The organism is Collinsella sp. AM15-2, assembly GCF_003471985.1.
GTDB lineage: Bacteria > Actinomycetota > Coriobacteriia > Coriobacteriales > Coriobacteriaceae > Collinsella.
Genome location: NZ_QRKO01000004.1, coordinates 114191 through 126472, shown reverse-complemented (window position 1 = coordinate 126472; position 12282 = coordinate 114191). Strand labels below are relative to the sequence as shown.

The 12282-nt window shown below is 57.7% G+C and carries 14 protein-coding genes and 1 pseudogene; 7 read left to right on the top strand and 8 right to left on the bottom strand.

Annotated features, from left to right (window positions below; translation table 11 throughout):
* The 3 genes and pseudogenes from DW171_RS03440 to DW171_RS03430 form a co-directional block, all read right to left on the bottom strand.
* Nucleotides 1-341: pseudogene (locus DW171_RS03440) on the bottom strand (lantibiotic ABC transporter permease); the annotation flags it as partial.
* Nucleotides 342-376: 35 nt separating this feature from the next.
* Nucleotides 377-1147 (bottom strand): hypothetical protein, encoded by a 771-nt coding sequence (locus DW171_RS03435; protein WP_118270415.1) that lies wholly within the window; start codon nt 1145-1147, stop codon nt 377-379.
* Nucleotides 1144-1872: a lantibiotic protection ABC transporter ATP-binding protein gene (locus DW171_RS03430; RefSeq protein WP_055250122.1), complete on the bottom strand. Its 729-nt coding sequence runs from the start codon at nt 1870-1872 to the stop codon at nt 1144-1146. Before DW171_RS03430 ends, DW171_RS03435 begins: the two co-directional genes overlap by 4 nt.
* 396 nt (nt 1873-2268) lie before the next feature.
* Between DW171_RS03430 and DW171_RS03425 the strand changes: the two genes are divergently transcribed.
* From DW171_RS03425 to DW171_RS03400, 6 genes are all read left to right on the top strand, one after another.
* A complete protein-coding gene (locus tag DW171_RS03425; protein WP_089573364.1) occupies nt 2269-2973 on the top strand; it encodes a CDP-alcohol phosphatidyltransferase family protein in 705 nt (234 codons plus the stop codon).
* A 66-nt stretch (nt 2974-3039) separates the two neighbouring features.
* The gene (locus DW171_RS03420) at nt 3040-3474 is read left to right on the top strand and encodes an FHA domain-containing protein (protein WP_192934514.1); all 435 of its coding nucleotides are present in this window, start codon (nt 3040-3042) and stop codon (nt 3472-3474) included.
* Between the two features lie 3 nt (nt 3475-3477).
* A complete protein-coding gene (locus DW171_RS03415) occupies nt 3478-4356 on the top strand; it encodes a MerR family transcriptional regulator (RefSeq protein ID WP_117773499.1) in 879 nt (292 codons plus the stop codon).
* A 40-nt stretch (nt 4357-4396) separates the two neighbouring features.
* On the top strand, nt 4397-4927 hold the full coding sequence (locus DW171_RS03410) for an adenine phosphoribosyltransferase (RefSeq protein ID WP_117773500.1): 531 nt from the start codon (nt 4397-4399) through the stop codon (nt 4925-4927).
* A gap of 32 nt (nt 4928-4959) precedes the next feature.
* The gene (locus tag DW171_RS03405) at nt 4960-6072 is read left to right on the top strand and encodes an NlpC/P60 family protein (RefSeq protein ID WP_118270414.1); all 1113 of its coding nucleotides are present in this window, start codon (nt 4960-4962) and stop codon (nt 6070-6072) included.
* Nucleotides 6073-6249: 177 nt separating this feature from the next.
* Nucleotides 6250-7116, top strand: coding sequence for a DegV family protein (locus DW171_RS03400; RefSeq protein WP_118270413.1), 867 nt, complete (start codon nt 6250-6252; stop codon nt 7114-7116).
* 73 nt (nt 7117-7189) lie between these two features.
* Here the strand turns inward: DW171_RS03400 and DW171_RS03395 are convergent, their stop codons facing one another.
* Together DW171_RS03395 and DW171_RS03390 are read right to left on the bottom strand one after the other, a co-directional pair.
* Nucleotides 7190-7801 (bottom strand): DUF1836 domain-containing protein, encoded by a 612-nt coding sequence (locus tag DW171_RS03395; protein WP_192934578.1) that lies wholly within the window; start codon nt 7799-7801, stop codon nt 7190-7192.
* A gap of 153 nt (nt 7802-7954) precedes the next feature.
* Nucleotides 7955-8893, bottom strand: coding sequence for an NAD(P)/FAD-dependent oxidoreductase (locus DW171_RS03390; RefSeq protein WP_118270412.1), 939 nt, complete (start codon nt 8891-8893; stop codon nt 7955-7957).
* 118 nt (nt 8894-9011) lie between these two features.
* Here DW171_RS03390 and DW171_RS03385 point away from each other — a divergent pair, with 118 nt between their 5' ends.
* On the top strand, nt 9012-10313 hold the full coding sequence (locus tag DW171_RS03385; RefSeq protein WP_118270411.1) for a glycosyltransferase: 1302 nt from the start codon (nt 9012-9014) through the stop codon (nt 10311-10313).
* Nucleotides 10314-10768: 455 nt separating this feature from the next.
* Here DW171_RS03385 and dut read toward each other — a convergent pair whose 3' ends face one another.
* From dut to DW171_RS03370, 3 genes are read right to left on the bottom strand one after another with little or no spacing between them, the layout of a single operon-like run.
* Nucleotides 10769-11212 carry a dUTP diphosphatase gene (gene dut, locus DW171_RS03380; protein ID WP_118270410.1) on the bottom strand — a complete coding sequence of 148 codons (444 nt, stop codon included), beginning with the start codon at nt 11210-11212 and terminating at the stop codon, nt 10769-10771.
* Between the two features lie 4 nt (nt 11213-11216).
* Nucleotides 11217-11660, bottom strand: a complete 444-nt coding sequence (gene nrdR, locus DW171_RS03375) for a transcriptional regulator NrdR (protein WP_022093781.1) — start codon at nt 11658-11660, stop codon at nt 11217-11219.
* Nucleotides 11661-11711: 51 nt separating this feature from the next.
* Nucleotides 11712-12161, bottom strand: a complete 450-nt coding sequence (locus tag DW171_RS03370) for a LysM peptidoglycan-binding domain-containing protein (protein WP_158570999.1) — start codon at nt 12159-12161, stop codon at nt 11712-11714.
* Nucleotides 12162-12282 lie beyond the last annotated feature (121 nt).

Here is a 12282-nt window from a genome sequence, read left to right as displayed (position 1 = left end):
CTGAGCGCCACGGCCAGCGCGCCCGCGCCGAGCGCCGCAAGGGCGAGCAGCTTCGCCGCGACGGCGCGCCCTCGCGAGGGGATCGCCGTGAGGTTGGTGAGGCGCCCGGCAGCGCGCTCCTCGTCCACGGCGAGCCCGCAGACGATGGCGGACATGAGCGGCATGAGGGCGCCGAGGAACTGGGCGTAGGCGTCCGCGCCCAGCGCCGGGTCCCATCGGGTTACGGAGAAGTACTCGCCGCAGGCAAGACCGGCTGCCAGGCCGCAGGCGAGGTGCACCGCCGAGAGCGGGGAGCGCGCCAGGCGCAGGGCCTCGGAGAGCAGGGCCCGCGGGAGAGTCATGCGCGGCGTCGGGTCGGAGAGTCGTGTCATGGCCATCACCTCTCCTCGGAGCGCGCGAACCAGGCCGCGCCCGCCGCCGTGAGCGCGGCGAACGCGAGCGCGCAGACCGCAAGGCCCGCCAGCGTGAGCATGCCGTCCGCCATGAGCGCCCCGCCGAGCGCCATGTCCGCCGCGAGCGGCTCGCCGCTCGGCAGCACGGGAATGAAGCCCGTGGGGATGACCATGTTCGCCGACGGCGGAAAGAGCTGCGGCAGCGGCACCAACGACCAGGCGAACCCACCTAAGAGTTGCGCGGCGAGCGGGCAGAAGATGCCCGCGAGCATGCCGAGCCGCGCCGTGAGGAAGAGCCCTGCAGGGATCATCCACGCCGCGGTCACCGTGTTGGCGAGCGCGCAGAGGAGCATCGTGAGCGTGCCCGCGGCCGTGAGACCCTGCGAGGAGAACGCCGATCCCGCGAGGTAGATGCCGAAGACCACGAGGTTCGAGAGCGTGCAGAGCGCGAGGCACCAGAGCGCCTTGGCCCACCAGGCGCGCCCGAGCGGGAAGCCCAGGCCCAGAAGCCCCCGCATCCGCGTGCGAGCATCCGCCCGCGCGACGCACGCCACCACGAGCGAGAGACACACGGGCAGGAAGAGCGCGTACCAGTAGTTCCACGCGCTGAAGATCTGCACGCCCCGGTAGGGCATCGCGCCGAGCAGCGGCATCGGCAGCGCCATGAGCACGGCCAGGCGAACCGGTGCCGCGTGGCGCGACTTCAGGGCCTCGGCGCGCAGGGCCGCGAGCAGGCCGCCTTTCTCACCCGTCATGCCGCCACCTCCCCGCGCGCTCGTCGCCCTTCCCGACAGAAGCTCATGAAGAGTTCCTCGAGGTCCTGCCCGGGACGAAGCGCATCCTCGTAGGCGAGGCGCCCCCCGCAGATGATGCCGATGGTGTCCGCCATCTGCTGCACCTCGGAGAGGATGTGGCTCGAGACGATCACCGTCGTACCCGCCGCCGCGAAGCCGCGGATCTGGTCGCGCAGCTCCTCGATGCCGATGGGGTCGAGGCCGTTGGTGGGCTCGTCGAGCACGAGCAGGCGTGGCCGGGCGATCAGCGCCAGTGCGAGCCCCAGGCGCTGCCGCATGCCCATCGAGAAGCGCCCGGCGCGCTTCTTCCCGGTGTCCGCGAGGTCCACGGCGGCGAGCACCTCATCTATGCGGCTCTCGGGAAGGCCCAGCAGCGTGGTGCGCACGCGCAGGTTCTCGCGCGCGGTGAGGTTGGGGTAGAGCGGCGCCTCCTCGATGAGGCTGCCGATTGCGTAGAGGTCCTCGCGGCGCCAGGCGTGCCCGGCAAAGAGGATCTCCCCGGCCGTCGGCCGCAGCATCCCGCAGATCATCTTGAGCGTTGTCGACTTGCCGGCGCCGTTGGGACCGAGCAGCCCGTACACCTCGCCCTCGCGGATATGAAGGCTCACGTCGGCCACGGCGTCCTGCGCCTGGTCGCCGCGGCCGAAGCGCTTGGTGAGCCCACGCGTCTCGAGCATGTAACCCATGGGTTTATCCTTTCTCTTCCGGGAGCGCGGGCCGAGTCACCGTGCCCGCGCGCCTTACCTTTCGGGTTCACCATCCATGGTGGGGCGCGTTTCTAACGAAGCCATAACGGCCGTTGGGTTCTTTTGGCGCCAACCCTTCTCGACCCGCACATCATGATTAATTTGCTTAAGGCAACAACTTTCCCGATCGATGTAATCACCGAATCAAAACGTGTACATCACCCTCCAAAACCGACATTTTTCGGCATGTTTGGAGGCTGATGTACACGAATGTGAAATCCACCGCCGCCCAAAAGCGCCTTCCTCATGTCTGGACTCTCTATGCTTACGCTGGATAGACATCGCCGGAACGGGTATAGTATCGAAAGTTTTGTCGTTAACCAGCGGGGGAGTCCTGTGGGCATCAAAAAGAAGATCAAAAAGGAGCTTATCGGCACTTCCGATTACCCGTCGAATAAGATCTTTACGATCTCCAATTTCATCACCTTTACGCGCCTGATCCTCACCCTGGTATTTCTGTACCTGTTTGTGACGGATAACAACCGCGTCATCGCCATCGTTATCTACGCCGTTGCCGCCTCTACCGACTGGATGGACGGTCAGATCGCCCGCATGACCAAGACGGTCTCGTGGCTCGGCAAGGTCATGGATCCCATCTGCGACCGTGCGCTGCTGTTCACCGGCGTACTTGGGCTGGTGGTCCGCGGAGAGCTGCCCATCTGGGTCTGCGTGCTCATTATTGGCCGCGACATCTATCTGGGCATCGGCACGCTTATCGTTCGTCATTATCACCGTCGCCCCATCGATGTCGTCTTTCCCGGAAAGATTGCCACTGCACTGCTCATGACCGGCTTCTCGCTCATGCTGCTCGGGTTCCCCGTTATTGACGGCCTGCATCTTTTACCTTCAACCCTTACGGCCTTCCCGGGCCTCAACGGAAGCTCGGTGCCCCTCGGCATCTTCTTTGTGTACGGCGGCGTGATCTTCTCCATGCTCACGGCTGTCATCTATTCCATTAAGGGCGGAGTGGCCATTAAACAGGCTCTCGCGCATCCCGAGGACGAGGACATCGACTTTCTGAACCCCGAAATCGAAGACTGATTCGTTGGGGTATGATTACGTACGGTTCATTATTTGCGGCACGTCCGCGATAAGTTAGGGGTTGTCATGGACAACATGGTTAACAATATGCCTCAGAATGATAAGACTGCTGACGCTACCTGCGTATTCCGCGTGCCTTCAAGCGACGTCACCGTTCCCGACCTCATGGCCAACGTGCGCATCACCGCCCCCGTTCTGTCCATCGTCAAGGGTCCGCAGACTGGTGCCGCCTTTGAACTCGAGGACGACGTGACCACCATCGGCCGCGATCCCGCGAATGGCATCTTCCTCAACGACATGACTGTCTCGCGCAGCCACGCGCGCATTATTCGTGAGGGGCTCCAGGCTCGCATCGAGGACTTGGGCTCGCTCAATGGCACCTGGGTCGACGGTGCCATCGTCAATGCAGCCCCGCTGCACGATGGTTCATCCGTCCAGATCGGTACGTTTACGCTCATCTACCACGAGAGCACGCCGGAGCGCATCGAAACCGGTGAGTAGGGCATGGCCGAACGCAACTATTTGAGTATCGGCCAAGTCGTCAACCTTCTTCGAGGCGCATACCCCGATCTTTCGAACTCAAAAATTAGATTTCTAGAGGATGAGGGGCTCATTACCCCTCATCGTACGCCTAAGGGATACCGTCAGTACTCCAAGGAGGACGTTGATCGCCTGGAGGTCATTCTGCACCTGCAGAAGACCCGCTACATGCCGCTCAACGTGATTAAGCAGCGCTTGGAAAACGCTACGGACCTGTCAACGCTCGCCTACGAGGTGGGCTTACTGTCCGATGTTCCGCTCAAGACGGAGCCCAAGGAGACTAAACAAAAGCTGCATCCCATCGAGACCATTCCCGATATGTTGGGCGTCGAGATTTCGTTTATCCGCTCGCTCGCCGAGAACGACCTTATTCGCATCATCAAGAGTCCGCAGAATCGTGAGCTCGTCGATGGTCGCGATTTTCCGATCATCCGTTACTGCTCCGAGCTGTCACGCTTCCATATCGAGCCGCGCAACCTGCGTCAGTACGTGTCTTCCGCCAACCGCGAGTCCTCGATGTTTGAGCAGGTGCTCGTGAGCATGCTCGGCATGGATACCTCCGATGACGAGCGCGACGCCAAGCTCGAGCGTGCGTTTAAGAAGCTTCACGACCTGACGGAGGGCGTGCACACCGCGCTGCTCAAAAACCGCGTTTTTGAGTCGCTCAACGCCGTGGTCGAGGACGCCGACATCGATGCACTCGATGAGGAAATCGCTCGCTCCGAGTCCACCAAGGCCAAAAACGAAGAAACTGCCGCGCCTGCTTCGCACGAGGATTCTCTCGTAAAGCCGCTCAAGGTCGTCGCCCCTTCGCACTCCGGCACCGTCACCGCGGGCAAATAACCGCTGCTGATATTTCGGCAACTCATTGAAAGGTCATGCAATGTACGACTTCGAATCTCAAATCGTCGACATCCCCGACTATCCCGAGCCCGGAGTCGTCTTTAAAGACATCACGCCGCTCTTTGGCAATCCCGAGGCGCTCAAAGCCATGACCGATGCCCTCGCCGAGCACTTTGCCGGCATGGGGATCACCAAGGTCGTGGGTCCCGAGGCTCGCGGCTTTATGGTTGGCGTACCGGTGGCTGTAGCCCTTGGCGCCGGCTTTGTTCCCGCACGTAAACCGGGCAAGCTGCCGCGCGAGACCGTAAGCCAGAGCTACGAGCTCGAGTACGGCACCGATTCAATTGAGATCCATGCCGACGCTATCAGCTCTAAAGATACCGTGTTGATTCTGGACGACTTGGTCGCGACGGGCGGAACCGTCGAGGCAACAGGTAAACTGGTGCGAGATATGGGCGCAAAGCTTATCGGTTACGGTTGTATACTTGAGCTTGCGTTTCTCAACCCGCGCGAGAAGCTCACGCCGTCTGATGACGATGTGGAGCTCTTTAGCCTGGTGACGGTAGGCTAGCCGTTACCCTTAGTTACTGGAAAGGAAGCTACATGCGCACAGCAAACACGCACAAAAACATGGCACGCTGCGCTGCTACGGTAACCCTCGCTTGTGTTTTGGGCTTGGGCCTCGCGGCTCCTGCCTACGCCGATACCGCATCCGACCTTGCCGCTGCTCGTACGAAACTCGAGCAGATCGGCACCCAAACCCAGCAGATTTACGATGAGCTTGCCACGCAGACGCAGGCGCTCGATCAGACTGCCGGCGAGATCACGCAAAAGCAGCAGGAGATCGCCGATGGTCAGGCCAAGCTCTCGACCTATGTCGCCGGCGAGTACAAAACCGGCGGTCTGAGCCTGCTTCAGGTTTTGACGGGTGTCGATGATCTGAGCGATATGCTCAACCGTCTGTTCTACTACGGCAAAGTTTCCGATAAGCAAGCTCAGACCATTCAAGAGGTCAAGGAGCTTAAGCAGCAGCTCACCGATAAGCAGGCCGAGCAGGAGAAGAACGTCGCCACCACGCAAAAGAAGGTCGACGAGCTTAATGCCCAGCAGGCTGAAGCCCAGAACGTCGTAAACTCCCTGGATTCGCAGCTGCAGGCCGAGCTCGCTGCCGAGGCCGAGGCCAACGCTGCGCTGCAGGCTGGCATTAATGCTAGCACCGCCGAAAAGGCCACGGTGAGCAACGACACCGCCGGTACGACCGAGAACACCAACAATGGCGGCCAGACCAACAATAACAACAACCAGGGCGGCAACACGCCGGCTCCCGCACCGCAGCCTGCCCCCACGCCCGCTCCGGCTCCCACGCCTTCAGCACCGAGTCAGTCTGTTGATGGTGGCTCCGTTGTTTCGCGCGCCTACAGCAAGCTCGGCTATGCGTATTCTTGGGGCGGCATTGGACCGAACAGCTTTGACTGCTCCGGTTTTGTAAGCTATTGCCTCACGGGACGCTACTGCCGTCTGGGCACCACGGTCGACTTCATGGGTTGGACCCGTGTGTCCGATCCGCAACCCGGCGATGTTGTGGTTAACTCCTACCATACCGGCATTTATATCGGTAATGGTCAGATGATCCATGCTTCCGACTACAAAACGGGCGTCATCATCAGCTCCGTTGCCGCCGGCATGAACAACAATTATATTTTCGTTCGCTACTAAGTGGTTTAGCTCAGCAAGCAAAGATGGACCTCGTATCCTTGGGGAGCGAGGTCCATTGTTTTATCTCGAGCACCCGTTTTGCATGTAAGCAACAATCTAGTTTTGAATACTAGATATGCGCAGCATCTGTCCAAAAGATAGCTATAATTGTTGAGGAACAACTAGAAAGGACCCTCAATGAGCTGGGCACTTATCTCAGATTCGAGCTGCAATCTTCGCGATTGGCAACCGACTGCACCCCGTACCACCTTTGCATTCGCTCCTCTCAAAATTCGAGTAGGGGAGCGCGAATTTGTCGACGACCTTTTGCTCGATGTTCACGAGCTTAATGTTGCCATTCAGTCGGAAGCCAGCGCATCATCGAGCGCCTGCCCAAGCGTGGGGGAGTGGGCCGAGCTCTTTAAGCTCGCCGACAAGACGATCTGCATGCCAATCTCGGAGGGTGTCTCTGGAAGCTATAACGCTGCCGCTACGGCACGCGATATGGTACTTGCCGAGGAGCCCAATCGTCAGATTCACCTGGTCAATTCGCGGGCAGCAGGCGGCAAGATGGATCTGATCTTCTTGCTGTTTGATCGTTATCTTGCAAGTAACCCGGACGTTTCCTTTGAGGACGCCTGCGCTTACTTCGACAGTCTCGAGCAAAACAGCAAGATTCTCTTTAGCCTGTGTAATTACGAGAACCTTGCAAAGGCCGGACGCATTCCTAAGGCAGCCGGCGTCATTGCCAACAAGCTCAATATCCGCATTTTGGGAACGGCGAGCGAGGAAGGCGAGATTAAACTCGTCGGCCACACGCGTGGCGAGAAAAAGATGCTCGCCAAGATTGTCGACACCATGGAGGCAGAGGGCTTTACAGGTGGCGAGGTCGTTATCGACCATGTTGAGAATGAGGCGGGCGCCCAGGCGCTTGCCGACCGCATTGTCGAGCGCTGGCCCGGCTCCAAGACGATTATCATGCCTTGCAACGGACTGGATTCATACTATGCCGAGATGCACGGGCTCATTATCGGCTACGGCATGGGCGTGGCTTCGGGCCAATAACGTCCAACCAAGCAAAAATACGGGCGGAACAAAGTGACAGATGGCCCTTTGTTCCGCCCGTTTAATACGTCGGCTAGCTATTAAACCCATTAAACTTTAGATAGCTCATCAGGTACGCCTTCGAAACGAAGGATGAAACCGCACTGCGTACAAGCAGCGACTCACGCGTTACCTGATGCGCCGTATCGGGAACCGGCGTCTGCTCGACGGAAAACGCCGAACGAATCGATGCCTCGAGCTGATCGACCACATAATCGAAGGCCGTCGGGGCATCGTAGCTCAAACGCTGAATGTTAAAGAGTGCCTGCACCGCAGCAATAGGTAACACCTGCTTAAAGAGGCAGATAGCGATCAGGCGGGCAATCTGCTCGCGGCCATATTGCTTTTTGACCGGAGCAGGCACCAGGCCGACCTTCACGTAGTTATTGATCATCGATGGCGTAATGACAGGGTGCTCAACGCAAATGGACAGCGGCTCCATCCACAGCGCAACATACTCAATGACCTGGTCGCGGTAGAGCGTCACATTGGGCAACTGGTTATAGCGCGGCAGACTCAACGTATTGAGTTTACGCACGATATCGGACTGAATGAATGCATCGGGCAGCACTGTGGGCTGAATATCCTCGGGCTTAATGCTGACCGACGAATCGGACATCGGAATAACGTATTTAGCGTGGTTCATAAGAGGCCTCCGTTCGTTTTCTATATTGTATTCTAGGTTATCTAGTTTTGCATACCACATAGCCGCCAAGAAAATTGGCGGGACAGTGCACTGATGCATCGTCCCGCCATTTAGTAAATTGATATCAACCTTACATAAGATATATTATCGTACTTATCCACGGAGAAACGCGTATGCGCCCGTTGCCGCTATGGCTCCGTCCGAAACAGCGGTCACAACCTGGCGTAAACGTTTGGAACGGATATCGCCAGCGGCAAATAGACCTGGCGTGCGGGTCGCCATGGATTCATCAGTCAGAATGCCGCCATCAGGCGCCAGATCGACTAGATGCTCAACAAGCTCGGTATGGGGCTGCGTTCCGGTAAAAACAAAGATGCCAAACGAGCCGGGCTCAAATGACTCGGTATGAGTCTCGCCGGATGCATTGTCCTTAAAGGTAATCGTCGTTGGCATGGCTTCGCCCGATAGCTCCACAATACTAGTTTGGTACCTAACTGTAATATTGTCCTTTGCGAGTACTTTCTGAACAACACCATCGGGCGCACGGAACTGGTCGCGGCGCAGCACGATGGTCACGCTGTTGGCAATGTCGGACAGGAACAGAGCCTCTTCGCATGCCGAATTGCCACCACCGATTACAAAAACCTGCTTGCCGCGGAAAAACATGCCGTCACATGTTGCGCAATATGAAACGCCACGACCGCGATACGTATCCTCGCCTGCGAAACCTGCCGGACGCGGCGTGGCACCCATGCAAGCGATAACGCTCGGGGCCAGCGTATCGCCCATATCGTGATGCACCGTAAACAACGCTGCATCGGCATCGTAATCGACACCCGTAACCATGCTCCATGCAACCTGTGCTCCCAGGCCCTCTGCATGCTGCTGAAAACGCTCGCCGAGTTCGGCGCCACTCAGGAGCGAGATACCCGGATAGTTCTCGACCTCATTGGTTGTGGCGATCTGCCCTCCCGACATGCCCTGCTCAATCACGGTCGTCGTCAGGCTAGCACGCGCAGCATAAATAGCGGCAGCATAGCCCGCGGGGCCGCCGCCGATAATCGCAACATCGATCGGCTTATCGGTAGTCATGAAGCGTCCTTTCGTCGAAACGTTGTCGTTCTTTGCGCTCATACCCAAATTTACGTGAACGTGACACTCATGCACTACAATGATAAATCCGTATTACAAAGCTGAAGGGGAGTTATCGATGGACCAGGCGCAGACGAGTGACGACGCTCCCCTGCTCACGCACAGCACTCCCCAATCGGAGCAAACCACGCTCCTGGCTCAGCAAAAACCTCTCGTGACCATCGTGCACGCCTCCGTTGGCTCGGGCCACAAGGCCGCCGCAAATGCGATTGCGCAGGCATTCGACCTCATCCGCGGCACCAATGGCATCCCCGAGGATATTGAGATTGAAGTGCTCGATATCCTTGATTTTGGACGTATTAAATTCGACGGCAATAAGACCGCGGCTTCTTTTACGGGAGCCACGCGCCCCATTTACGACCTGACCTGGCGATATACGCTTACGGGACATCTTCTCTGGGGTGGCGGAACGGCATGGTCGCGAATTATGTTCCCCGCCTTCAACGAATATATTCGTAGCCGCAGGCCCATAGCCGTGGTTGCAACGCACATCACAGCAGCCAATGTTGCCGTGGGCGCCCGCGTAATTACGGGTATCGATTATCCGGTCATCTGCGTACCGACCGACTACGAAGTCGAGGGATGGTGGCCCCACAAGGACACCGATTTATTCTGTGTTGCCAACGAATTTATGGCCGAAACGCTGCGTCCGCGCGAGGTGCTCGAGACAAAGATTCGCATTACCGGCATTCCTATTCGCGCCGGATTCGACACGGATTACGATCGCGAGGAAGAGCTAGCTAAGTTCAACCTCCCCACCGACAAGACCGTCGTGCTGGTAATGGCCGGTGCCAGCTTGCCTCAACCGTACGTTCGCTTTCGCGCGGAGATGGACCGCACCCTCCCCTTCCTACGCAGCTTCGAAGACATGCACTTTGTCTTTTTGCCGGGCAAGGATAAGGAATACGCCGCCCGCCTCAAAACGCTCTTCGAGGCCATGAAACTCGAGAACGTCACGGTTCTTGACTATGTCGATGATATGGCAGCGCTTATGCACGGCTGCGACCTGGCAATTCTCAAATCGGGCGGACTCACCGTCACCGAGTGCCTATGCGCACATCTGCCGATGATCCTGCTGGGCAAATCATACGGCCAGGAAAAGGCCAACACCACGATGCTCACCGGCATGGGCGCCAGCATGCACGTCACCACGGCACGAGAACTCATTGTTACCCTACGTCACTTGCACGACCATCCCGAATCACTCAAAGCCCTACTCATCAACGGCGAAGTACTACGCCGCCCCCACGCAGCCGAAGACATAGCCATCGCAACCATGGAGCTCGTAGGCAAACCCCAAAAGCGCAAACGAGCCTTCTGCCGCTTCTACTGGGGCGGCAAGCCAGCGCATATCCGCTAGGCGATAGTCCGCTGCTCGGCGGGAGCCGCCCATATATCATTCCATGCTCAAACATTCTCGCTGCGCAGGGCGCACTAATCCCGCCCGTTCGGGGCTCACCCATATCATTCCATGCTCAAACATTCTCGCTTCGCTGCGCTCGCTGCGAAACTGCGCGTGGAACGATATGGGTGAGCCCCGAACGGGAGGCTTCTTGCTTGTAACAATATTATTCTTACTGGTTAGTTGATACGACAAAGGAACAGTTCCTTTGTCGTATCAACTAACTGTTATTAGATTATTTGTTTCTACCTTCGCAGGCTCTAACTGGGGCGAACCCGGCGTAGCCGCTAGCAAGTAAACGTAGCTCACCCGTGGGAGACCCCTATATATCGTTCCACGCGCAGTTTCGCAGCGCAGCGAGAATGTTTGAGCATGGAATGATATATAGGGGGCCTCCCACGGGTGAGCGGACATTACAATACGCCGCTAGAACCGAAACCGCCGGCTCCTCGGTCGGTTTTGTCTAGTTCTTCTACTTCTATGAGGTTGACCGTGGGGACTTCTTGGATGACGAGTTGGGCTATGCGGTCTCCTTTATTGATTTGAATGTTAATGGAGGGATCCAGGTTGATGAGAATAACCTTGAGTTCTCCTCGGTAGTGGGCGTCGATGAGGCCCGGCGTATTGACTATAGACAGGCCCTGCTTGATGGCCAAGCCGCTGCGGGGCTGGACGAAGCCGGCGTAGCCATCGGGCAGGGCGATGGCCAGCCCCGTAGAGACCAGACGGCGTTCGAAGGGCTTCAAGACGCAGTCCTCGTTGGAGCGCAAATCCAAGCCGGCATCAGTGGGATGGGCGTATTTGGGAAGCTCGACGGTGGGATCGAGACGCTTTATGTTGACGGTAATGTTGGACATGGAATCACCTTAGCTTGTCGAGCTCTTGCAGAAACTCATCGACGTCTTTGAAATCGCGGTAGACCGAGGCAAAGCGGATGTACGCCACCTTGTCAATCTTGGCCAAGCGCTTGAGCACCATGTCACCCAACTCATGGGACGTGACGGCCGTCAGTGTGCGAGAGCGCAGCTCGACCTCGATGTCGTCGATAATCTCATTGAGCTTCTTAGTGTCGATATCGCGTTTGATGGTGGCGCGCATCAAGCCGACAAGAAGCTTATTGCGATCGAACCGCTGCTTAGTTCCATCTGACTTAATGACCTCGATAGGGTCCTCGCATCGCTCAAACGTTGTAAAGCGGTAGTTACACGAGCAACATTCGCGACGGCGCTTAATGGTGTTATTTGACTCCTGCATACGGGAATCAACGACGCGGGTATGTGCCTTGCCGCATTTGGGACAGCGCATGGTACCTCCTCTTAAACGATAACAAGGGTACCATGCGCAGCGCGATAATGATTACGAACGAGCAGGAACCTTAAGATGCGCACCGGCGGCGAGCGAACCATGCTCCAGATGATTGACGCTACGGATCATGTCGGAAGTCTCTTGCGTGGAAAGGCCTTCGATTGGATATTCTTCGGCAATCGACCAAAGAGAATCGCCAGGCTGAACGCGAATGGTCTCGTAGGTAATGTTGGAAACGGACTCGGCATACGCGGCGTGACGAGCGCTAAAGACCGACATAGCGAGGACAAAGAAGAGCGTAAGCGCAACGGCGACGGCGACAATCGTCGGAACCTTCAGGGCAACGCGGGCCGGCGCGACTACAGCCTGCTGATTGCGCGCAGGCTTTACGGTCAAAGGCTGAAAGCCGGAGCGGCCACCCTGAACAACCGTAAAAGTGGGTTCTGCAGCCGTCTCGAGCTTAAGGGCGAGGTTTCCCTGGACCATATTCGTTACGTTCATCATGTTCTCCTCTCGCGTGTTTTGCTGAGAACAGTTTTATCAAGCCGCGCGGACAAAAATGTCTAGCGCGAGAACGAATGTTCGGTTATTATTATCTTCGAACAGTTGTTCCTGTCAAGCA